15 protein-coding genes are annotated in these 25,370 nt (G+C 41.8%); 11 read left to right on the forward strand and 4 right to left on the reverse strand.

Annotated elements, in window-relative coordinates; genetic code table 11:
* Positions 1 to 651: a metal-dependent transcriptional regulator gene (locus tag U1E44_RS09895; RefSeq protein ID WP_322930919.1), complete on the reverse strand. Its 651-nt coding sequence runs from the start codon at positions 649 to 651 to the stop codon at positions 1 to 3.
* 204 nt (positions 652 to 855) lie between these two features.
* Between U1E44_RS09895 and U1E44_RS09900 the strand changes: the two genes are divergently transcribed.
* The 7 genes from U1E44_RS09900 (at position 856) to U1E44_RS09930 (ending at position 16,712) form a co-directional block, all read left to right on the forward strand.
* Positions 856 to 3,138 (forward strand): TonB-dependent receptor, encoded by a 2,283-nt coding sequence (locus U1E44_RS09900; protein WP_322930920.1) that lies wholly within the window; start codon positions 856 to 858, stop codon positions 3,136 to 3,138.
* Positions 3,139 to 3,421: 283 nt separating this feature from the next.
* Positions 3,422 to 6,634, forward strand: a complete 3,213-nt coding sequence (locus tag U1E44_RS09905) for a SusC/RagA family TonB-linked outer membrane protein (protein ID WP_322930921.1) — start codon at positions 3,422 to 3,424, stop codon at positions 6,632 to 6,634.
* Positions 6,635 to 6,643: 9 nt separating this feature from the next.
* Positions 6,644 to 8,521: a RagB/SusD family nutrient uptake outer membrane protein gene (locus U1E44_RS09910; protein WP_322930922.1), complete on the forward strand. Its 1,878-nt coding sequence runs from the start codon at positions 6,644 to 6,646 to the stop codon at positions 8,519 to 8,521.
* A gap of 362 nt (positions 8,522 to 8,883) precedes the next feature.
* Positions 8,884 to 12,231, forward strand: a complete 3,348-nt coding sequence (locus U1E44_RS09915; RefSeq protein ID WP_322930923.1) for a VCBS repeat-containing protein — start codon at positions 8,884 to 8,886, stop codon at positions 12,229 to 12,231.
* Between the two features lie 20 nt (positions 12,232 to 12,251).
* Positions 12,252 to 13,610, forward strand: a complete 1,359-nt coding sequence (locus U1E44_RS09920) for a vanadium-dependent haloperoxidase (RefSeq protein ID WP_322930924.1) — start codon at positions 12,252 to 12,254, stop codon at positions 13,608 to 13,610.
* 21 nt (positions 13,611 to 13,631) lie between these two features.
* Positions 13,632 to 15,311: a CRTAC1 family protein gene (locus U1E44_RS09925; protein ID WP_322930925.1), complete on the forward strand. Its 1,680-nt coding sequence runs from the start codon at positions 13,632 to 13,634 to the stop codon at positions 15,309 to 15,311.
* A gap of 249 nt (positions 15,312 to 15,560) precedes the next feature.
* Positions 15,561 to 16,712, forward strand: a complete 1,152-nt coding sequence (locus U1E44_RS09930) for a lycopene cyclase family protein (RefSeq protein ID WP_322930926.1) — start codon at positions 15,561 to 15,563, stop codon at positions 16,710 to 16,712.
* Here the strand turns inward: U1E44_RS09930 and U1E44_RS09935 are convergent.
* Positions 16,697 to 17,671, reverse strand: a complete 975-nt coding sequence (locus tag U1E44_RS09935; RefSeq protein ID WP_322930927.1) for a polyprenyl synthetase family protein — start codon at positions 17,669 to 17,671, stop codon at positions 16,697 to 16,699. The genes U1E44_RS09930 and U1E44_RS09935 overlap by 16 nt on opposite strands.
* A gap of 181 nt (positions 17,672 to 17,852) precedes the next feature.
* Here U1E44_RS09935 and U1E44_RS09940 point away from each other — a divergent pair, with 181 nt between their 5' ends.
* The 4 genes from U1E44_RS09940 to U1E44_RS09955 are packed head-to-tail and all read left to right on the forward strand — an operon-like array spanning position 17,853 to position 24,502.
* Positions 17,853 to 18,458 (forward strand): TetR/AcrR family transcriptional regulator, encoded by a 606-nt coding sequence (locus U1E44_RS09940; RefSeq protein ID WP_322930928.1) that lies wholly within the window; start codon positions 17,853 to 17,855, stop codon positions 18,456 to 18,458.
* Positions 18,459 to 19,793 carry a TolC family protein gene (locus U1E44_RS09945; RefSeq protein WP_322930929.1) on the forward strand — a complete coding sequence of 445 codons (1,335 nt, stop codon included), beginning with the start codon at positions 18,459 to 18,461 and terminating at the stop codon, positions 19,791 to 19,793.
* Between the two features lie 37 nt (positions 19,794 to 19,830).
* Positions 19,831 to 21,000, forward strand: coding sequence for an efflux RND transporter periplasmic adaptor subunit (locus U1E44_RS09950; RefSeq protein WP_322930930.1), 1,170 nt, complete (start codon positions 19,831 to 19,833; stop codon positions 20,998 to 21,000).
* Positions 21,001 to 21,007: 7 nt separating this feature from the next.
* Positions 21,008 to 24,502 carry an efflux RND transporter permease subunit gene (locus U1E44_RS09955; protein WP_322930931.1) on the forward strand — a complete coding sequence of 1,165 codons (3,495 nt, stop codon included), beginning with the start codon at positions 21,008 to 21,010 and terminating at the stop codon, positions 24,500 to 24,502.
* Positions 24,503 to 24,608: 106 nt separating this feature from the next.
* On the opposite strand, the gene U1E44_RS09960 is transcribed toward U1E44_RS09955, so the two are convergent.
* Entirely contained in the window at positions 24,609 to 24,743 is a 135-nt protein-coding gene (locus tag U1E44_RS09960) for a hypothetical protein (RefSeq protein ID WP_322930932.1), read from the reverse strand.
* Positions 24,740 to 25,300, reverse strand: a complete 561-nt coding sequence (locus tag U1E44_RS09965) for a hypothetical protein (protein WP_322930933.1) — start codon at positions 25,298 to 25,300, stop codon at positions 24,740 to 24,742. Before U1E44_RS09965 ends, U1E44_RS09960 begins: the two co-directional genes overlap by 4 nt.
* Between the last annotated feature and the right edge of the window lie 70 nt (positions 25,301 to 25,370).

Genomic DNA, 25,370 nt, shown 5'->3' on the forward strand with positions numbered 1-25,370 from the left:
TTAAATTTTTAAATATAGGTTAGATGCAATTTGATAGGAAATACGTACGTCCCGATTGGAGATTTGCAATAACAAAGAGCCGTCGAAAGCCTCTCTTTCTAGGACTTTAATATGCTGCCCCAATGCAATATTGTGCCGGTCTAAAAACTGCAAAAATGTAGTAGAAGAATCCTTAACACCCACACAAATCCCTTCTTTATGTACAGCAACTTCGCTCAGTAACTGCCTATCGCGATCCTTAACGTTTCCATTTTTATCGGGTATAGGATCACCATGTGGGTCGTATTTGGGATATTCCAAAAGCCAGTCTAATTTATCTATTAATTTCTCACTATTGATATGTTCCAATTGCTCTGCCACTTCATGTACCTCATCCCATGAAAAGTGCAGTTTCTCTACCAGAAACACCTCCCATAGGCGATGCTTCCGCACAATGGAAAGGGCCTTGGATTTTCCCAACTCCGTTAAGCGCACCCCTTGGTATTTCTTGTAATAAAGCAGCTCCTTATCAGCCAATTTACGCACCATATCTGTTACCGAGGAGGGCTTGGTGTCCATTTGCTCGGCAATGGCGTTCGTATTTACTTCCTGCGAGCCGCCCCGCCCCAAATGAAAAATAATTTTTAAATAGTTTTCTTCAGAATGCGTCATCTTGTTTAGAATGTCATTAAAGGCTCATGAATATGGGACGAAGCCCTATCCCTAATGCTTCTCTCATCGCATTCGCAATCCATCACTATAGATGAACATTAGAAACAAAATGGGAAAGATTTTCAAGAGCAAAAAATCATCGACACAAAAATACATTTTTATTTGTAAAAACAAATTTTTAGATTTGTCTAAATTTATATTTAGATGAATAAAATATACATTTTTGTTTTGGCACTCTCTTATCTTTTAATTAGCGTGCCGCTTTGGGCTCAGGAAACTTATGTAATTCAGGGAGATGTTACTGCCAACGGAGTGCCCATTGCCTTTGCCCAAATATGGATGCAAAACACTGCTTTGGGAGCGCAATCCGATGCCGAGGGTCATTTTATACTACAAGTTCCATACCCTCATTTTACGCTGGAAGTACGGTCTATGGGCTACCTGCCCTTTACGAAAACCTTTGATTTGGATAACACACCAAATAGACACTTACAAATCCATCTACAAGAATCGGCCATAGCGCTGGAGGGTGTTGTTCTTTTGGATAAACAATCGGGGCTTACACGGCGCACACCTTACGCTATTGCTACTATGGAAACGCAATCTATCACCAAAATGGCCAATCCTGGCGGCGTGGCTGGGCTCTTAAAAGAAATCCCCGGAATAAGTGGTGCGGAGATGGGGCCGGGCATTGTAAAGCCTTTTATTCGGGGACTCGGCTTTTCTCGGGTGGTAACTCTTTTTCAAAATAACAAATTAGAAAATCATCCTTGGGGTCAAGACCATGGTCTTGGACTCAATGCAGTAGGGGTTAAGGGGGTAGATGTTATTAAAGGACCTGCTTCCATACTGTACGGATCGGGTGCCGTCGGCGGGGTTCTTTTGGTGCGGGACGATGAGGAGTATTTGTCTTCCGAAGGTTCTACTGCCACCATTGGAAGCAGTTTTAACGGCGTTTCTAATGGTATTCGAAACTTCGTCTCGGTAGGAAATACGTTTACGAACGGACTTTTTATGGCACTTGATGCGGGCATAGAAAGCCATGCCGATTATAAAGACGGCAACAACCGCATTATTGGGAATAGTCGCTTCAACAACAAAACCATAAGAATCCATTCTGGTATTTATCAAAAGAACCAATTCAAAAATAAGCTCTCCTTTACTTTTCATGAACAGCAATTGGGCATCATAGACGACAATGAAATGCAAGTTTCGTTGACAACTTCGAGAAACGATAGAAAGCTGCAATTGCCCTTTCAAAAAATCCGGGATTATTTGCTTTCCTATACCCAGGAACACACTTTTGACAACAGCGAAATTAATTTTCATCTTTCGCATCATTTTAATGATCGAAACGAAATAGAAACCGATTTCGACGCGATCGATTTAGGATTGAAACAATATCATACCTTCATGGCTACACGATTTACATGGAAACCAAAAAATGGATTTATACACACTTTGGGCACTCAAGGCAGTCTTATTAAAACCCGCAACAAAAAGGGTACTTTGGAACTCCTGATTCCGAATGCCAATACGGCAGACATTGGCTTCTATTATTTAGGAAGCAAACCCTTGGGAAAGTTCTATCTACAGACCGGCCTTCGTTTTGATTACCGAAGGATAAGGGCCTTGGCCAATTCACAAGATTTTATAGATTTTGGCTTTACGCTAGCGGGAGACCCGGAAAATAGAACCCTTACGACAGACTTTAGTGGGTTTACCGGTTCCTTGGGCGTAAGTTATACTCCAGATGATCGGCAACAATGGAAGCTGAATTTCTCCTCCGGTTTTAGGGCGCCCGATTCGGCCGAGCTGTTCTCAAACGGAAACCACCCGGGAACAAGCAGGTTTGAAGTAGGAAGTCCAACTTTTAACAGAGAGCAAAGCCTGCAAACCGATCTCAGCTATTCCTTTGCTTCATCGGCGATTTCCTTCGGAGCTTCCGTGTACACCAATGTGATTTCCAATTATATTTTCTTTACAAATACAGGAGAAGTACGACAGGAAGACGGATTGGAAATCTGGGCCTTTCAACAGGCCGACGCCCTGCTTTATGGCTCGGAATGGGAACTAACCTATAACCCACTGGACGATGCCTCGCTTCAATTTAACCTAAATGGTGCTGTAGTTCGTGGTCGCCTTTCAGATTCAAAGGAAAACCTAACCTTTATTCCGGCTGATAACTTTGGATTTTCTACTACCTACAAACCCTCCTTTTTGGAGGATTACAAGTTCAATACACAAATAACACACCACAGCACACAGTCCCGTCCGGGTTTTAATGAACTTTCTACGCCACGCTACACCCTTGTGCAAGCCGGTATTTCCAAAGCGTTTCGGTTACCCAAAGGCACCCTAAATACCAGCCTTAGCGTACAAAATCTATTCAACAAAACGTATCTGGATCACCTATCCATATTGCGTGCCTTTGCGATTCCGCATCCGGGAAGAAATTGGCAATTGGCCATCATGTATCGTTTATAGGGTGATATTCAACAGATATAAAGTTTCGGCTTTTACGCACTATAGTTTTAACTGTACGGTGTAGAACTTTATTAACAGGGTTCATCTGCAGAAAAAACATATCGAGAATGAATCAAAAATCAATAAAACCTCACTTTTGAGCGTATTCCCCTACTATTTTATTCACATTAAAGATAACAAACGTTAAATACACACTTAGAAAACATAAAAAAAGCCCGATTTAACATAAAATTATGCAAAATTACTATATTTGTTAATCTAACAACTTTTACACTCTAATTTTATGAACTACCAAACAAAGCAAAGTGCAAAGTGCGCATTTCGTAATTATGCGCTACTTATGATGTTTTTACTGTCTGGAGGGCTCTTTTGTACCTCCGCTCAAGGACAAGGAATTACGGTTACAGGAACGGTAACCGCTGAGTCGGATGGATTGCCGTTACCCGGTGCTTCCATCGTGGACGCCAACGACCCTACCAAAGGGGTGATTACCGATTTTGATGGGAATTATTCCATTACCCTATCCTCCGGAACTACCAGCCTCCGCTTTAGTTCTATAGGATTCAAAACGGTTTTAATTGCCGTAAACAATCGTTCTACGGTCAACGTGGTGATGGAAGACGATGTGGCCAACTTAGATGAAGTTGTGGTCGTGGGTTATGGTACCCAGAAAAAGGCCACCGTTACAGGTGCCGTAACGGCAGTAAAAGGGGATGTTTTAGAAATCGCTCCGGCCATAAGTTTTTCCAATACCTTAGCCGGTAGGCTTCCGGGGGTGGTCATTATTCAGACGAATGGGGAACCTGGGAACGATGAATCTACCATTACCATCAGGGGAAATAACACGCTTGGAAACAGCAGTCCCCTAATCGTTATTGATGGTATTCCCGATCGTGATGGTGGTATCGGAAGGTTAAATGGACGCGACATTGAAAACGTTACCGTCTTAAAGGATGCCTCTGCGGCCATTTATGGTGCTAGAGCCGCCAATGGCGCATTAATTGTTACCACCAAGCAAGGAAAAACAGGCAAACCAACCATTACCTATGATGCCGACTTTGGTATTAACCAACCTACAAGAGTACCGGCAATGGCGAATGCCAGACAGTATGCCAATATCAGGAACGAGCTTCCTATTTACAATTTGCCTTCTAACGAGTGGGCTGCCGCTTCCAGTGCCATACAGTCGGCTGGTTTCTACACCTCTCCTACACCGGGGCTGGGTACTATCGACGCTGTTTTCAGCCCGGATGCTGTTAGTCAATTTGGAACCGATCCATACCTTTTTCCCGATACAGATTGGTTTGGAGCCACCTTTAAGGAGTGGGCCGAACAGAGCAACCACAACCTTTCTATAAGCGGAGGTAGCGAAGACATCAAGTATTTTTCTTCCGTAGGGTATCAAAACCAAGACGGTATTTATAAGAATTCCAATACTCGTTTCCAGCAGTATAACTTTAGGATCAATACCGACATTAAGATAAATGACTATATCAGCACTAAACTAGGGGTCATGTTCCGTAAAGAAGAACGCAAACTGCCCACCGAAGAGGCCGGTGCTATCTTTAGAATGTTGATGCGAGGCAGGCCCACCGATGTGGCTATTTTTCCCAACGGCTTGCCAGGTCCTGATATTGAAAACGGTCAAAACCCGGTAGTGATTACCACCAATGCCACCGGATTTGACAGCAGACCAACCGATTTCACCCAATTTACGGGCTCTGTGGATATTAAAAATCCTTGGGTAAAGGGACTAAAACTCACCTTGCTCGCCGGAGTCGATTTAAGCAACGAACGTCAGAAAAAATGGGAAACCCCATGGACATTGTATAGCTTGGATAGAGCCACCTATTTGGACACTGGTGTACCTGTGTTAAATAGTTCTATTCGTTCTACCTTTACGGATGCCCGTTTATTCGAAGCTTCTTCCAATATCACCAATACCAATTTAACAGCAATGTTGAACTATGATTTCAATCTGGGAGAAGACAATACTTTCAATATTTTGGCGGGTGTTACCCAAGAAAAATTCAGAGGTAATTTCTTCTCTGCGTTTAGACGTAACTTTATTTCTACCGCTATTGACCAATTGTTTGCGGGAGGCTCTGAACAGCAAGACACCAACGGTTCTGCCTTTAATAGAGCAAGATTGGGCTATTACGGGAGAGCGCAATACAATTACAAGGAGAAATACTTGGCTGAATTTATATGGAGATACGATGGTTCCTTTATTTTCCCTGAAGCAGATCGCTTCGGTTTCTTTCCCGGGTTTTTGGCCGGTTGGAACGTATCTAATGAAGACTTCTTCAACGTAAAATTTGTTGATTTTCTTAAAATTCGCGGTTCGTATGGAGAAATGGGGAACGATCAGGTGTTTTTTGGCGGAGAATTACAGGAGTTTGCCTTCTTATCTAATTTTGCGTTCAACCAGTTCCCGGTAAACAATCAGGTGGTTACCACCCTAGAGGAGGCCATTTTGGCCAACCCCAACTTTACTTGGGAAAAAGCCAAAAACTTTAACATTGGTTTGGATGCCATCTTATTTAATGGGAAAATTGATCTTACCTTAGAATATTTCCTTAACCAAAGAGAACAGATTTTGATTCAGCAAACGGGATCTACGCCCGGCTCTTCCGGAATTGGAAATTTGCTACCTCCTGTAAATGCAGGAGAAGTAGATAACGAAGGTTTTGAATTTGCCATTAACTACAATGGCGGTAAGGATGGGGGTTTAAAGTATGACATAGGTTTCAATGGAGGCTATGCCCAAAATGAGGTTGTCTTTATGGATGAAATTCCCGGGGCACCCTCTTACCAACGGCAAGAAGGCAAGGCCATTGGCGGACGTCTAGTATATCTGTCTGATGGGGCTTTTTTAAACCAAGCAGAAATTGATGCCAACACCATAGATTACAGTGCAGCTACGGCCACTTTACGTCCTGGAGATATGAAATTCAAGGATTTCAATGGGGACGGTAGAATTGATGCCGATGACCAAGTGCGTCTGGATGAAGGAATTACCCCAACCTTTAATTTCGGAGTCACTATGAACCTACATTACAAAGGGTTCGATGTATCCGTTTTGTTCCAAGGAGCCACCGGTGCTTCCCTGCCCATACAAACGGAGTCCGGGGATATAGGGAACTATTTGGCGTGGAGTGCCAACAACCGTTGGAGTATTGACAATCCGAGCAGTGTACACCCCAGATTAGCAAGTAGAGGAGATACCTTCTTTACCGGAGGTAATTTTGGCAACAACACCTACTTCCTTTTCAGCAAGGATTATGTGCGGCTTAAAAACCTTCAAGTAGCCTATAATTTTCCATCGAAACTGGTAGAGCCTTTCGGTCTATCCAACTTTAAAGTGTATGTAAGCGGGCTTAATTTACTAACTTGGGCTAAAAGTGATATCTTTGATCCTGAATCCACTAACGGTGCAGGTACTATTTATCCCCAATCCAGAGTCATTAACACAGGTTTTAGTTTAACCTTTTAATACATAGTTATGAAAAAAAGAAGATTATTTCCATTTTACACGTTCCTCATTGCTGTGGCATTGACCGCATGCAACGACGATTTTTTGAACACAAAGCCACTGGATTCCATTTCCAGTGAAGCCACATGGGCCGATGGTGCCCTTTCTGAAGCATTTCTATTTAATGTCTATGCCTCTTTGGGCAAAGGTGGTTTTGAAGAGCAAGGGCTCTCAGCAATAACCGATGAGGCCATGTTTACCCACTCCGGGCGAAACATAGATCCTTTTATGGAAGGCACCGAAACCCCAGGGGCAGTAGCATGGATGAGTGAAACCTATGCGTGGGACAATATGTTTGCTGCCATCCGCAAAGCCAACATTGCCATAGAACAATTGCCTGAGGCCAGCTTTACAGATACGGTCTTAAAAGAAAGGTTGCTGGGAGAAGCTCATTTTTTAAGAGCCTATTACTACCACCAATTGTTGCGTTTCTATGGCGGTGCACCCATCATAGACCGAAGCTTTAATCTTGGGGAAGATCTGTCTGTGGCAAGAAATACCTTTGCCGAAAACGTAGACTTTATTGTCAGTGATTTAGACCAAGCTGCTGCTTTATTGCAAGGTAAGGAATTTACCCCGGGTCGTGCCACGCAGTTGGCTGCCCTAGCTTTAAAATCGAGAGTGCTTTTATATGCCGCAAGTGATTTGCGTGATGGCCCTACAGCCTCGGCTACATCTTCCGTTCTAGGATCGTATTCTAATTTGGAGCTTATTGCCTATCCTTCAGGAGATAGAACAGCACGATGGATCGCAGCCAAAAACGCTGCTCAAGCTGCTTTAGACTTAGGTACCGGTTACAAATTGAATTTAGGCGCTCCGGTTTCTGCGGAAGAAGGAAAGGCCAATTACCTGTCTATAGCCATGGGTGGTGGTAGTGCTGTTGGAGACGCAGCAGCACGATCAGAATTAATTTTCGAACGTACCCATACTGCCCTTTTTGTGCCGGACACGGAATGGCCCTTAGGTGGAGTGCATAACGGTATTAACAATGGCCCGAACGGGTACCACAACTGGGCCGGTAATACACCTATTCAACAATTGGTAGATGATTATGAAATGATGGACGGTTCCAAATTTGATTGGAACAATCCTGCACACGCTGCCGATCCGTATGCCAATAGGGATCCCCGTTTTTACATGACCATTCTTTACGATGGAGCCGATTGGAAACCCCGCCCGGATGATGTGGTGAGTTTTGATCAAGTAGACCAAGTACAAACAGGGACCTATGATAACGGAAGTGGCGGTACCGTTCCTGGCGTGGACACACGATCGTCTCCCATTGAAGACTGGAACGGCAGTAGATCGGGCTATTATGTTCGTAAATACATTGATGCCGATCCTTCTATGACGGATAATCAATCGAATACGCAAGTGGTGCCATGGCCTTTTATTCGCTACACCGAAGTTGTACTAAACTTTATAGAAGCTGCTATTGAAACCGGAGATGAAGCTGCCGCCAGAGATTGGCTCAATAAAATTAGGTTTAGAGCAGGAATGCCCGCTGTAACGGAATCGGGAACGGCGCTTAGAGATCGTTACAGGAATGAACGACGCATCGAAATGGCCTACGAAGAGCAACGATACCACGATGCACGACGTTGGATGATTCCGGCAGAAACGGTGGGCAGAGGTATTAAAGTCATAAATGTCCGCGGCACCTTAAAACCGGGAGCTACACCACATTCTCCCTATCGTCATGACAAAAACGTATACAACTATACGTATAGCGTGGTGGATAATACGGACAATGAAACAAGAGTATGGAATGATAAAATGTATTATCGACCCATTAGCAGGGATGAGATTAACAGAAATGACTTGTTGATTCAAAATCCAGGATATTAGGTTCATTTAATTTAGAATAATTAAAAAATCTATCCTTAGAAAAGGATAGATTTTTTAATTTTAAGGTAGTATAAATGTCTTCACCTTGCTAGAACGGCAAGGTTGTTGGCGCTTACTAAGTGGGACGTATGTTTTGCTACTTTCGCAAAATCCGACATTCTTGAGCGTTAGATCCACTGTTTTTTTTGACGGTGATACCCGGCAGAACAATGGTATCGATACCGCGTTTGCATTGACAAGGTTTGGCTGTTCTCGATACTTGTTTTCATTTTCCCTGCCTTGCTCTGCAAAATGAAAACCAAAATCGCACGAACGATAATTTCGATTGACTATTAAAAAAAGCTGAAGTTAAAAATAAAGAAATGAAGGGATTGGGATCGCCAACTATTTTTTGCATAATTGCCACGATTGTTATGGTAGCATTTTTGAGCTGTAAAAGAACGGCACCCGTAGGCGGATCAGAAGAAACGGAAAGGAGGCCACCACTTTTTACACTATTATCCCCAACCGAGACCCATATCGATTTTCAGAACACCCTTATTGAAGGGCTAAACACCAATGTATTGATGTACGAATACCTCTATAATGGAGGTGGTGTGGCCACAGCGGATTTTAACGGAGATGGTCTTATCGATATCTATTTCACCTCCAATATGAGCGAGAACAAATTGTATCTCAATAAAGGTACTATGGAGTTCGAAGATATTACCACCCGAGCTAAAGTTTCGGGTAGATCCGGGCCATGGAAGACAGGGGTGACCGCAGTGGATATTAACGGGGATCACCAAATGGATTTGTACCTATCCTATTCCGGTGCAATGCCGCCTGACAAGCGCACCAATCAATTGTTTATAAACATGGGTAACGATGAGAACGGCGTACCTTTTTTTGAAGAAAGGGGAGCCGCATACGGGCTAGATAGCCCCGCCTTTAGCAATCAGGCTTATTTTTTTGATTATGATCATGATGGCGATTTGGATATGCTCTTATTAAACCACAATCCGAAATCACTTCCCATCTTAAATGAAGTTAGCACCGCAAATTTGCTTAAAAAGGACGGCCCTCTTCAAGGGGTACGTCTCTTTCAACAAACCGACGGAAAGTTTACCGATGTTACCCTAAAAGCGGGTATCAGCGGATCTGCGCTCACCTATGGTCTGGGAATAGGAATAAGCGACATCAACAACGATGGATGGGAAGATTTCTATGTTTCCAATGATTATGCAGTACCCGACTATCTTTATCTCAACAACAAAGATGGCACCTTTACGGATGTCTTGTCGCAAAGCCTCGGACATATCAGTCAATTCTCCATGGGGAACGATATTGCAGATGTAAATAATGACGGCTGGGCAGACATCCTCACGCTGGACATGCTTCCGGAAGACAACCGCCGGCAAAAATTGCTATTGGCGCCGGATAATTATGAAAAATTTGACTTAAATGTGCGCAGCGGATTTCACCATCAATATATGCGCAACATGTTGCAATTAAATAACGGCAACGGTACGTTTAGTGAAATAGGCCAGTTCGCAGGCATATCGAATACCGATTGGAGCTGGGCCGCCTTACTCGCAGATTATGACAATGACGGTTGGAAAGATTTGTACGTAACTAATGGCTATGTACGAGATTATACAAATCTAGATTTTATCAACTATATGGATTCGTACGCCCAGACCAAAGGACGGTTACAACGGGAAGACGTATTGGAAATAATTAAAAAAATGCCCGCCTCAGATATTCCAAATTATATGTTTCAGAATGTTAATGGCACTATGTTTATAAATAGCACAGTGCTTTTTGGCCTGGATAATGTAGCCAATAGTAATGGTGCGGCCTACGCCGATTTGGATAACGATGGCGATTTGGATCTTGTAGTAAATAACATCAATAAACCTGCCTTTATTTACAGAAATGAGTCCCAGCAATCGGGTAATAACTACCTAAAAGTGCAACTCCTTGGAGCCGGATTAAATACACAAGGCATCGGCGCAAAGGTTACGCTATTTTCGGGTGACAGTCTACAAACGCTTGCCCAATTTCCAACACGTGGCTACTTATCTTCTATATCACCCATACTACATTTTGGATGGGGTACCGTGCAAAGAATGGACTCTTTAACGGTGAAGTGGAATTCCGGAAAACAAGAAACCCTTCATGGTGTAGTGGCAAATCAACTGATAACGCTTCAGGAAACCAACGCAAAACCCCAAAGAGCTTCAGCCGAAAAGGTAAAGTCCATTTTTTCGGAGGTTACAACTCCCATTCGATATCAACATCCTATCGATAATACAAATGATTTTAAACGGCAACCTTTGTTAACAGCGCAATTATCGCATACGGGTGCGCTCCTGGTTAAAGGTGATATGAACAATGATGGGCTTGAAGATTTATTTATTGGAGGTCCCAAAGGGCATAGTGCCACTTTCTTCATTCAGCAAAGCAATGGAACATTTACAAAGGGCAATAGCACCGTTTTTGATGAAGACCGCGAAAGCCATGATACTGCGGCGGCATTTGTAGATGTAAATGGTGACGGATATGTAGATATTTATGTGGCTAGTGGGGGATACCATAATTACGAAGAAAAAGATCTAAGGCTCCAAGACCGCCTCTATCTTGGTGATGGCAAGGGCAACTTTAGAAAGGCTGAGAATGCGCTTCCAAAAATGTATTCTTCCAAAAGCTGCGTAGCAGTACATGACATTAATGGTGACGGATACCCCGATATTTTTTTAGGCAGTAGGCATATTCCCGGGAAGTATCCGGTAATCCCTGAAAGTTACATCCTTATAAATGATGGAAAGGGTAATTTCTCTAATCAGATTGGCACTATTGCTCCCGAACTGCAGTTCATAGGTCTGGTAACCGATGCCCTTTGGGTAGATTTAGATTTGGACGCACAAAAGGAATTGATCGTGGTAGGCGAATGGATGCCTATTTCGGTTTTTAAAAATAAAAAGGGGGCACTAGAAAACAGCACTACAACCTTCTTTGAGCATTCCTACAGCGGCTGGTGGAATACAATCGAAGCAACGGACCTAAACCAAGATGGAAAGCCCGATTTAGTGGTGGGAAACCTTGGAACAAACACTCAATTTAAAGCCTCTGATGAAGAACCCCTAACCCTACACTATGATGATTTTGACAAAAACGGATCTATAGATCCCCTTTTTTCATACACTATTCAAGGGCAAAGTTATCCGTATATTACCCGAGACGAAATATTGGGTCAGCTTGCGGGACTACGATCTAAATTCAACAATTATGAGAGTTATGCCAATGCCAACTTGACCGATATTCTAAGCTCAAATGAGGTAGAAAATGCGAAAGTGCTAAAAGCCAATCATATGCATACAAGTTTGTTTTTAAGTACGCCTACTTCCATCCTAAAAATAAGTGAACTTCCGGAACGGGTACAGTACGCACCCGTACATACCATAAATATCAACGATTATAACGGCGACGGAAACAACGATATGTTACTCTTTGGTAATAGTGCTCATTATAAATTACGTATCGGTAAGTTTGATGCCAATTACGGCACACTACTAATTGGAAATGGAAAAGGAGAATTTGAGTATGCGCCGCAAAAAGTATCCGGATTTAATGTAACCGGAGATGTTCGAAGTGCTGTTGAGCTGAATGGGAAATTATTTCTAGGTATTAGTCATGATCATATAAAAACCTACAATCCGAATTTTTAAACTATTTTATACAATTAGGCATGAAAAACAATAACGCAATATGGAGTCCGAAGCTGTTGTTCGGCCTTCTAAGTGTTCTCTTAGTAGTGCGCTGTAGTGTGCCCGAAATAAAAGATTACACACCACAGGATGTGGCCTTAGAATGGGCAAAAATGGCGCTTTATATCACCCAGCATACACCACAAAACTCACCTCCCTATTCTGCCCGGGGATTTGGTTATATCGGGTACACCATGTACGAAAGTGTAGTACACAGTTCGCCGAAGCATCAATCTGTGGCAGGTGAACTAAACGATTTACAAAAACTACCCGAACCCGAAGCAGGCGCTCCCTACGATTGGGTAATCTCTCTCAACGCTGGTCAAGCAAGTATTCTTAAAAACATTTACAATCAGACTTCGGACGACAATAAGGCCAAAATAGATTCCTTGGAACAGCTTTTTAATACCTACTTTTCTAATAAAATCAATGATGACGAAATCTTTAACAGATCTGTGGCGTATGGCAAATCTATAGCCAACACCATTTTTGAATGGTCTAAAACCGATGGGGGGCACAGAGCGTATTTAAAGAATTATGACAAGGAAGCCCTATTTACGGAAAAACCCGGTTCTTGGAAACCTCCTTTATACTCCCAATCGATAAGTCATGTACCCTTATTACATGAATGGGGAAACAATAGGACATTCTTAAAGGCTAATCGAGAAATGCCCACCCCGTATATGATTCCTTATGACACGGTACCGGGAAGTCCTTATTATGAGGAATTCATGGAGGTTTATAAAACTGATTTAGTATTAACTCAAGAACAAAAAGAAACCGCCATTTGGTGGGGCGATGATCCGGATGTAAGTTTTACCCCTTCGGGTCATTCCTATTACATTGCAACAATAGCCTTAGACCAGACCAGACCTTCCCTTATAGATTGTGCAGAAACCTATGCAAAAGTAGGAATGGCCGTAGCAGACGCCGTACTAAAGTGCTGGGAATGGAAATATCACTATTTTTCTGAAAGACCCAATACCTTTATTCCTCAGTTTATAGATCCCGACTGGGTCTCTTTTTGGCCCGATCCTCCGTTTCCCGCATTTCCTTCAGCACATGCCGTTCAGGCAGCCGCAGCCGCAGTGGTATTGGAAGATATGCTCGGAAATCCTTTTCACTTTACGGATAATGCCCATTTGGGTCGCGAACGTGATGAGGTGCGCGATGTAGATTTTGTACCCCGCTCTTTCAACACCTTCTGGGATGCCGCACAAGAAACTGCAGATTCTAGACTCTACGGAGGTATTCACACGCCACAAGATAATATCGTGGGGCTGGAAGAAGGAAAAAAAGTAGCCGAAAATATAAATTCACTGCAGTGGAAAAATGAATAACTAGTTATTCCCTATTATATTATGAGAGTCTTCGTTCTTTTTCTATTCACACCCCTTTTGTTAAATGCGCAAACTGGCTTTACTGACATTACTGAAGCGGCAGGGATTGACCATTATTTCGAAGTTTATGAAGGCTTGTTTGGCGGAGGCATTGCGGTATTAGACCTCAACAATGACGGCTATGAGGATTTTTACATGACCAGTGGAATGCGTAACGATGTGTTGTATCTCAACAATGGGAATGGAACTTTTACTGATATCCATAAAAAAGCGGGCTTAGGCATTACCTATAATTATGTCACTCAAGCTGTTGTAAGTGCAGATTTCAACCGGGATGGTTGGGTAGACCTATTAGTTACTACCATAAACTCCAAAGACAATCTGCAACAAATTCCGCGTGCTAAAAATCTTGTTTTTCTAAATAATGGAGATTATACATTTCGTGATGTAACGACTGAATATGGTCTGGATGATATGTATTCCTTTAGCACGGGTGCTAATGTAGGCGATATCAATGCCGATGGGTATCCCGATGTATATATTGGGAACTATTTTTTGGAGTACGAAGGTAAGTTAAGCCATATCAGTGATGCCACTATTGTTAATGCCAACAACAAAGCCAAGGGGTATTTACTGATGAACAAGAACGGAAAAAGGTTTGAAAACGAATATGCCAAGTATGGCCTAACCCATACCGGATTTGGGTTTGGGGGACTTTTCACCGATTACGATAATGATGGAGATCAAGATCTTTTTATAGTTAATGATTTCGGTTACAAAGCCATCCCCAATTTTGTATGGGAGAATTTATTCCCAAAAAAGAAATTCAAAGACGTTTCTAAAGAACTGGAAATGGATCTTAAAATAAATTCTATGGGCGCAGCGGTGGGTGATTATAATAATGACGGCTATTTAGATTATTTTATGACCAATATTCGGGTGAATAAATTTATGGTGAATCAAGGTCCGGGAAATGCCTTTGTAGATCAACTTAAAGAACTGGGATTGAAGTATATTGGCATAAGCTGGGGTGCCAATTTTGCAGACTTCGACCATGACGGGGATCTCGATCTTTTTGTAACCAATGGCGATCTTAACCCCAATTGTGTGCCCATGGGCAATTTTTATTTTGAAAATGAGCATGGGGTTTTTAAAGAAAAAGGGAGGGAAATGGGCGTTAACGACTACGGATTAGGACGTGGCTCTGTTATTTTGGATATCGATAATGATGGCGATATGGATATTTTATTCATCAATCAAAAAGCGGTTTTAGAGTATCCGGTAGCGTCTACCACCCGGCTTTTACGAAATGATCTAGCCAAAGGCAATTGGCTGAAGGTTCAATTAAAGGGCATTGAGGCGGAATCTAACGGTATTGGCTCTAGGGTACAAATTGTGGTCGGAAATACCCGTATGTTACGAGAAATAGATGGTGGCGGATCCAGTCATATGTCCCAAAACTCTACCATTGCCCATTTTGGACTTGGTACCGCTACTAAAGTAGACTCAGTAATCGTTACCTGGCTCGGCAATAAAAAACAAATACTGCTGAATCAGGAGGTTAACCAGCTCCTGACAATTACAGAAAATCAATTGAGTCCTTCCTACCTTACCTGGTATACTATCGTTATCGTACTAGGTATTGCTTTGGCTTCAATACTGATAATATATTTCAAAAAAAGTACTAAAAGAGCACATTGAGAATGCAGTCGTTATATCGTATGGCATTGCTTCAAATTTTCTCCGTGCTGCTTTTCTTATTTCTCTACTGTGAATTTATCAAAAATAAATTCCGCTACGGAACTGATATGGGTTTTGCAGCCTTTTAATTTTATAGTCGTTATATTGCAATTTAATTTGTGTCCTCTTTCTACATTTCTTCTGTGATAGAATGTGTGAGAGCTATTTTTAATTCGGCGTTTAGTACGCCTAATTCGGTTCCTATAAAAAATGACCTACGACTACATTATCATTGGTGCCGGTGCCGCAGGATTACAGTTAACCGTGGCTATGGGTAAAAGCAGTTTTTTTGACCAAAAATCCATTTTATTGATAGACAAGGATGCTAAAAAAACCAACGACCGCAGTTGGTGTTTTTGGGAACAAGGCCTAGGGTCTTTTGACGTCATTGTACACCGGCACTGGGATCAGGTTTATTTTGCCGGAAAATCTTTTTCACAAACGCTAGCTATTGCGCCGTATCAGTATAAAATGGTGAGAGGAATTGATTTTTACACCTCACTTATCGCGCAGCTAAAAACCTTCCCTAACGTTCAATTTTTACAGGAGACCGTCACCGAAATAACCGAAGACAAGCATAGCGTACAGTTGCATACGGCTCAGGGTATTTTTTTAGGAAAGCAAGTTTTTAACAGTATGTTGTCTGCCAAACCAATGCAGCTGCAAAAAAAGTACCCTGTTTTACAGCAACATTTTTTGGGTTGGTTTGTTGAAACGACAACCCCTGTTTTTGATGCGGGCCAGGCTACCTTCATGGATTTCTCCATACCCCAAAAAAACAATACCCGTTTTATGTATGTGCTGCCATTTTCGGCTACCACTGCCTTAGTAGAATACACCCTATTTTCGGAGCATCTCTTAGCTGAAAAGGAATACGAAACGGCGATAGAGGCATACCTAAAAGAAAAATACAATTGCGAATCGTATCGCATTCTGGATAGGGAAAAAGGGAGCATTCCGATGACATGCTACAATTTTGCTTCTCAAAATACCCAACGCCTTATGCATATTGGTACCGCAGGCGGATGGACCAAAGCAAGTACAGGCTATACCTTTCAAAACACTAGCAAACAGATACGCAAGCTCATAGCCCAAATGGAAGCCGGTACGCCAAGGCATAGGCCATCTCGGAAAACCAAGTTTTGGTTCTATGATCTCATTTTGTTAGATGTCCTGCACCAACATAATGACCAAGGTCAGTTGATTTTTGAGTCGCTTTTTAAAAAGAGAGACCCCCGATTAATCTTAAAATTTTTGGATGAAGAAACCACGCTTTGGGAAGATCTTTTAATCATATCGGCCTGTCCGAAACGCCTCTTTATTACCACCTTTTTTCGTAGGTTGCGCTATACGTTGCGTTGAACAAGACTTTCGCCAATACGTTGTAGCAACTGTTTTTTTTCTAAATCGATATCTAAAAGCTCTAGAAGCTGAAAAGCCTTGTCGGTATATGATTTCATTTCGGCTCTAATACGTTTGGATGCGCCCGTGGCCGTATAGAGCGATTTTACCGCTTGGATTTTGGTGGTATTGTCGTTTGACCCTTTAGAAAATAAATGGGCTAATTCTTGTTTTTGAGCGCTATTGCCCATAGCCATGGCTTGAAGGTATAAAAAGGTTTTTTTGTTGGCTATTATATCGCCACCTACTTGTTTTCCAAAGGTTTGTGGATCACCATAAGCATCTAAATAGTCGTCCTGCAATTGAAAGGCAATACCAAGATTTTCGCCAAAGTTATAGATGGTTTGCTGATCCTTAACCGAAGCACCTGCAATTAAAGCGCCCATTTTTAGTGCAGCACCCAACAGCACAGAGGTCTTGTAGGCAATCATTTTAAGATATTGGGCAACGGTAACATCGGTTCTGGTTTCAAATTCAATGTCGTACTGCTGGCCTTCACAAACGGCAACGGCTGTTTCACTAAATAAGGCTACCAAATCCTTGAATAAAACAGTGTCATACGCCTCTAAAAACTGATACGCTTTTATTAACATGACATCTCCGGATAAAATACCGGTGTTGATGTTCCATTTTTCATGTACTGTTTTTTTTCCTCTTCGCAAAGGTGCACCATCCATAATATCATCGTGAACTAGTGAAAAATTATGAAAAACTTCTATGGCTAAAGCCGCATGTAACCCCTTTTTATACGATTCTCCAAAAATCTCTGTAGCAATTAGCGTAAGCACGGGGCGTAAACGCTTGCCCCCTAGCCCCATTATATAAATCATAGGGTCGTACAAATTGGTTGGCATTACTGGCAGCAGCACTTTTTCCTGATACGCTATAAATTCATTTCGGTAAAATTCAATACTATGCATGTGCAACTTTTTTTCAAAAATACGATAATTGATTTTATCCCTGTTGGTTGTGCAGCTATGGTAAGCCATTGTAACAAAAATGACTAAATGAGTACCAATCGATGGACATTGTTAAGAAATTGCAAAACTTTAGAAACTTTTTTTGTTTCCAAAGTTTCCTGCATTACATTTGCCCCCGATTATGAAAGCTAAAATTTTAGAAAAGGCCGAAGACCTGTTTATAACCCTTGGTTTCAAAAGTGTTACCATGGACGATTTGGCCAATGCATTAGGAGTTTCAAAAAAAACCATTTACCATCATTTTCCCAATAAAACGAAATTGGTAGAAGAGACCACCTTAAATTTGTTTTCAAAAATTAATGCCCGTGTAGATCATATTAGAGCCGAGGCCAAAAATCCCATTGAAGAGCTTTACGAGATCAAGAAGTTTGTGATGCATTATTTGAAGGATGAAAAATCCTCACCTCAGCATCAACTTCAAAAATATTATCCAAAAATATTTAATAACATCCGTCAAAAACAATTTAATATGATGGAAACGTGCACGGTAGATAATGTGAAGCGAGGCATACAACAAGGGATCTACAGAGAAAATCTGAATATAGATTTTATATCTCGAATCTACTTCTCGGGAGTTATTAGTATTAAAGATCCTGTGCTTTTTCCCGTGGAAAAATTTCCCGTAGTAGCCTTACAGGATGATTTTTTGGAGTACCATCTTCGGGGAATTGTAACACCCAAGGGAAGAAAAATCTTAAATGAAATCATCAATTCAAATCACGATTAAATGAAGTTATACCCTATACTATTTTTAGTGCTTATGGCACAGCTTAGCGCATTTTCTCAAGAAAGTCAGCAAGGTTTCAGCCTACAGGAAGCTATAGCGTATGCGTTAGCACATAATTACAGCGTTATTAATGCCGGGCGAGATGAAATTGATGCACAAAAGCAAAAATGGGAAACTATTGCCGGCGGATTGCCTCAAATTAGTGGCGATATTAGCTATCAAAACAGACTTAAACAACCTATCTCCCTTATTCCGGCAGAATTTACCGGTGGAGAACCGGGCACGTTTCTTCCTATCGTTTTTGGTCAGCCGCAACAAGCCACCGCCACGGCTACGCTGCGTCAACAAATTTTTGACGGCTCCTACATAGTGGGCATACAAGCCACCAAAGCATTTATTGCTTTTAGCGCCAACAATAAGGAGAAAACAGATTTGGAAGTGCGCAAATCGGTGGTAGCGGCCTATGGCAATGTGTTACTAGCCAAAGAAAGTGTTGCCATTCTTCAAAAAAATAAAACAGCACTGGACAAAAATCTTTTGGAAACACGAAAAATATACGAGAATGGCTTGGGCGATGAAGAGAGTGTAGAGCAATTACAGATTACCTTGTCTTCCATAGACAACCAATTGCGAAACGCCATTCGACTAGAAAGCATTACGCTTCAGATGCTAAATTTGGTCATGGGGCTTCCCATAGACACCCCAACCTTGTTATCCGAAAATTTAGATGCATTGGCGCAGAAACAAATCGACCTTCAACTCTTAGAAAGCGATTTTAATGTGGCTAATAACGTAGATTACAAATTAGCTCTAAACCTAAACCAGCAACGTTTTTACGAAATGAAACTAGCCAAAAGCAGGGCGCTACCCACATTAAATGCGTTTATAAATTATGGATCTTCTGCTTTTAGCGATTCGTTTACCTTCTTAAACAGCGACCAAGAGTGGTTTGATTCTTCTGTACTTGGTTTTGATCTCAGCATTCCCATTTTTAGCTCTTTCCGGCGCAGTGCCAGCACACAACGCGCTAAAATTGCTTTGGAAAAAGCCAAAACACAATTAAAGGAAGCCGAAGAAACCATACGCTTGCAGCTAGAACAAGGCCAAAGCGATTATTTGTTAGCGATAGAACAGTACAACGCTGCCAAAGAAAACCTCAGACTATCGGAGCGCATAGAACAAAAAAATCAAATAAAGTATACCGAAGGCCTTGCCACCAGTTTTGATTTACGACAAGCGCAGACGCAACTCTATGCCATTCAACAAGAATATTTGCAATCTATGGTCGATGTCATCAATAGAAAAACTGAACTGGAAACACTAATCAATAACTAAAAAATTGCATATAAAACGACCCTTATACTGTACCATTATGAAAAACACTTTGTTTTTATTTATTATCATAGGCACTCTCTTTTCCTGCGGAAATACATCCGAAAAATCAATTGAAGGTATTCTGGATCAGGGCGATCTAAAAACCATTAGAGCCACAAAAAATGAACTCGCTACCAAACAACGATCCTTACAATTAGACATTGCAAAACTCGACTCCATGATTGGTGTTCTGGAAGGTGCCGATAAATTGCCTTTGGTAACTACTTTGGCCGTGCAAACACAAGCCTTTAATCACTATTTAGAATTGCAAGGCGATGTCATGACCAAGCAAAATGTTTTAATATTTCCTGAGATACAGGGCACTTTACTCAACGTTTATGTTAAAGAAGGGCAACGGGTAACTAAAGGGCAACACTTGGCTACCATCGACGATGGGGGCTTGGCCAGTCAGTTACAACAATTAAAAACACAGGCCGAGCTTTCTAAAACCACCTTTGAGCGTCAAAAAAGACTGTGGGAGCAGCATATAGGCTCCGAAATACAGTACTTGCAGGCAAAAGCCAGCTATGAAGGACAAGAAAATACAGTAAACCAAATGCAGGCGCAACTGGCAAAAACCCAAATACGCGCGCCCTTCTCGGGGATTATAGACGACGTAATTAAAGATCAGGGAACCGTGGTATCGCCGGGTCCCGGTTCGGAAATTTTCAGAATAGTAAACCTATCCGAGATGTTTATACAGGTAGATGTTCCCGAAACGTATTTAGCGGACATTGTAGTGGGCAAAGAGGCTCAGATTTATTTTCCGGTGCTTCAGGATACTGTTTTTTCTAAAATTCGCCAGACCAGCAACTTCATTAAACCGGGAAATCGTTCCTTTAGTGTAGAAATACCTGTACCCAATGCTAATGAACTCATAAAACCAAATCTTAATGCCAAAGTACGGCTAAACGATTATTCTAATACGCAAGCTATTTTGGTTCCTCAGAGTATTATATCAGAAAATTCGGAAGGCCAACAGTACATCTATGTCGCTGAAATTGATGGTTCAGATACAGAGGCTGAGGTACACAAAGCCATAGTTACTACCGGAAAAACACAGAATGGTTATGTAGAAATTCTGTCAGGCATCGCCGCAGGAAGCCATATCATTAAAGAAGGCGCTCGGAGTGTAAAGGAGGGACAAAAAGTAAAAATCGCAAACTAGGCCAATTATGAGTAAACATAAGAAAAACGCTGAAAAAGAATTTCGTCTTTCCTCTTGGGCCATAGACAACCCCTCGGTAATCTATGTAATGATTGGTCTTTTTTTATGGATTGGTTTCAATTCATATATGGCCATGCCAAGAGAAGATTTTCCGGAAATTGTAGAAACCAAAATTTATATTAGCACACCTTACCCCGAAAACACCGCAGAAGACATAGAAAAACTGATTACAGATCCGTTAGAAGACCGTCTGAAAAACATCAGTAACGTAGTGGAAATTGTGTCAACTTCGCAAGAAGATTATGCCATAATTACCGTAGAATTTGACGAGGAACTTACGGTGGAAGCGGCCAAACAAAAGGTTAAAGATGAGGTAGACAGTGAAAAGGCCAGTGAAGATTGGCCTACATTTAATGGCGCCAAGGTAGAACCCAATGTGTTCGATCTTAATTTTTCTGAAGAGGTGCCCATAATGAATATCAATTTTACCGGAGATTATCCGGTAGAGCGGTTAAAGGAGTTTGCGGAGTACTTGCAAGATGAAATAGAAGACTTACCCGAGGTAAAGAAGGCAGATATTCGCGGCGCCCAAGAAAAGGAAGTAGAAGTTGCCGTAGATGTGTACAAAATGATGGCGGCCAAGGTAAGTTTTGACGATATATTAGGTGCCATAAACAATGGTAATATGACCTTGTCTGCCGGTAATTTTAAGGCTAGTGGGCAACGCCGCACCATTCGTATTTTAGGTGAGATCGAAAACCCTGCCCAGTTGAAGGATTTTGTGGTAAAATCTGAAAATGGTACGGTATACTTAAAAGATATCGCCCAAGTTCATTTTAATGAAAAAGATAAAACTACGTTTGCGCGCGAATTTGGGGAAAATGTGGTGATGCTCGATGTAAAGAAAAGAGCCGGGCGCAATGCCATATCTGCCGCAGATCAGATTCGGGAAATTATCGCAAACACCAAGGCCACGTATTTCCCCGGTGATCTGCACATTTCTATTGCCAACGACTCCTCTACCAAAACCTTAAATCAGGTAGACGATCTGGTAAACAACATCATTTTTGGGATTATTTTGGTGGTCACCGTGCTTATGTTCTTTTTAGGCTTTCGAAATGCCCTTTTTGTAGGTTTTGCCATCCCCATGTCGATGTTTATGTCCTTTATGATCCTTTCCTTATTGGGGTACACCCTGAATACCATGATCCTTTTTGGGATGATCATGGGTCTTGGTATGCTGGTAGACAACGGTATTGTGGTTGTAGAAAACGTGTATCGCCTCATGGACGAGGGCATGCCCCGTATTGAGGCAGCCAAAAAGGGCATCGGAGAAATTGCGGTACCCATTATCATTTCCACGGCTACTACCGTCGCCGCTTTTGTGCCTCTCGGACTTTGGCCGGGCATCTTTGGCCAGTTTATGATTTATTTCCCCATTACGCTTTCCGTGGTTTTGGGCTCTTCCCTATTTGTTGCCATCTTTATGAATTCGATGCTGGTTTCCAACTTCATGGAGGTGGGGGAAAAGGAATTAACCCGGAAACAACTCATCCGAATTAGTGCTATTCTAGGCGGTCTAGGTCTTTTAATCCTCATCTTTGGGGGTGCCCTTAGAGGATTGGGTAGCGTCATGATCATTACGGCAGCCATGTTTTGGGTCTACAAGTATTTTCTAAAAAAATGGGCTTTGCGTTTTCAAAAAAACACGATGGTTCGTTTTGAAAATTGGTATGAAAAACGCTTGGCGCATGCCCTCCGAGGTGCTAATGTGTATTGGTATTTTGGGTTTACTTTTTTATTGTTGCTGGTTGTTTTTATGCTTTTTGGCGCATCGGTGGGAAGTGGACGTACTAAAATAGAATTTTTTCCGGATAATAAACCCAATGAAATCTATGTGTATATAGAATATCCAGAAGGTACCGCCATAGAAAAGACCAATACATTAACCCTAGATGTAGAAAAGATAGTCTATGCCGTGGTAAACGATGATACATACCTTGCCAGCGGAAACAATTTTATGGTTACTTCGGCAGTTTCTCAAGTTGGTGAGGGAGCCGGAAACCCGTTGACCGATGGTGGTTCTGCAGCCGAAATGCCACATCGAGGAAAAATAACGGTAAACTTTAGCGAGTACAAATATCGAAACGGCATTAATACCGAAGACATTAGAGCAAAGGTGCAAGAAGCTGTTGGGGGCGTTTTCCCGGGTGTGAGTATTTCGGTAGAAAAGGATGCCAATGGGCCTCCGGCAGGGTATCCTATCAATATAGAAATAGAAGGTAAGGATTACGACCTCCTTATTAATACAGCAGAAGACATCCGTAACTTTATCAATACCAAAAATATTGCCGGCATAGAAGAGCTAAAAATTGACGTAAATAAGAGCAAACCCTCTATGCAGGTGCTTGTAGATCGCGAAAAGGCGGGTGCCTTAGGTGTTGCCGTGGGCCAAGTGGGGAATCAGTTACGGCGCTCCTTGTTTGGAGAAAAAGCCGGTGTGTTTAAAGAAAGTGGGGAGGACTATGATATTAACGTACGGTTTAACCAAGATCTTCGCTATAATAAAAGTGCCCTATTTAATCAGAACATTGTCTTTAGGGATCCTGCCAACGGGCAAATCAAGGAAATTCCTATTTCTGCTGTGGCTCAAGAACGAAATACCTCTGCATTTAGCGCCATAAAACACCGAGACGGCAAGCGTGTGGTTACCGTATACTCCGGTCTTAAACCCGGATTTACCGATGCTGCTGCGATTGTAGGAGAAATTCAGAAAGAAATGGAGAATTTTGAAGGTTTGCCAGACAGCGTTTCTATCGATTATACCGGACAGATCGAGGAACAAAACAAGCAAATGCTTTTTTTGGTAGGTGCCTTCTTTTCCGGTTTGGGATTAATTCTGTTGATCTTGATTTTCCAGTTTGGGGGTATCTCTAAACCCATCATCATTATGTTGGCTATTTTCTTAAGTTTTATTGGGGTTTTCGGAGGTTTAATGCTCACCGGGTGGTCTTTTGTGATTATGATGTCGATGATGGGCATTATTTCGTTGGCGGGTATCGTGGTCAATAATGGGGTAGTACTGCTCGATTATACTCAAATTTTAATAGATCGTAAAAAATTAAAATTAAAATTGGACGAAAAAGATCTTTTATCCAGAGATGCCGTTACGGAGGTCATCATTAAAGGAGGTAAGGCGCGATTGCGACCTGTGCTGCTCACCGCCATTACTACCGTTTTGGGCCTTATCCCGTTGGCTATTGGGTTAAACATTGATTTCTTTTCGTTGTTTACGTCCTTTAACCCCAATATCTATGTGGGTGGGGACAATGTGATCTTTTGGGGGCCATTGGCATGGACGGTGATTTTCGGCCTTATCGTGGCCACCTTTCTCACTTTAATCATTGTGCCGGTGCTTTTCAATATTGCATATCGTTTTAAAATAAGGCTAAAAGGCACACCCGTAGAAGTTAAACCTATAGGTATTCAGGATTTGGCATAAACCAAAATTTTTTCGTTTTTTGTGACGATGGGCATTGTCATTAGGTTTTTTTTGCTGCATCTTCGCAGTTGTGCGACAAATACCGAAGGAACTGAAACGAAAGCGTCTAATCATGAAAATCATCCGCATTCAGTGCTCCTCGCAGGTTGTCTGTGATATCCCGAAGGATTTTGGCCAATTGTTTTTGGTCTTTACGTTGAGACGCAAGATTTTGCGTCTGTACAGGATTCTTTGATTTCATTTAAAAAATTTATCCCCTTTCCAATTGGCGGGGTTATTTATAATGTAATTGGAAATGTTTTGAAATGATTTATCATCGCGGATGATGTGGTCGTGAAACCGTGATTGCCATTGAAAATCAGGATGAATCAATCGGGCGTTTTTTGTGACCCCAATTTTAAAACCACGTATGATGGATGCTAAATTTTTGGATTGCGGCCCAAATTGGTTTCTGGGTTTGTCCAATTCTGTTGGTGGCGTTGGTAGAGACGCAGAATTTTGCGTCTCTACGTTTTGTCCATCAACCGATTTATTGATAATCACAATTCCGTGAACGTGATTAGGCATAATAATATGGACACCCAATTCAACAAATGGGAAATGGGTAGGTATTTCCAACCAACAGGAATTTGCAATATTTCCAATGGCAGATAATTCCATCTTGCGGCCCTTCATATCACCAAACCAATATAACCTATTTTGGGTGCAAATGGTAACAAAATACGCTGCATTCCAACCATAATCCCAAAACGAGGCACGGGCAGAAGAAATGCGGTATTTGTTGTTGTATTTTTTCATTTTTTATATTCCTTTTGGAGGCGCAATGCATTGCATCTTTACGGAAACAAACCCTGCATCAAACCCATTG

It is taken from the genome of Aurantibrevibacter litoralis (assembly GCF_034651555.1).
Lineage (GTDB): Bacteria > Bacteroidota > Bacteroidia > Flavobacteriales > Flavobacteriaceae > Aurantibrevibacter > Aurantibrevibacter litoralis.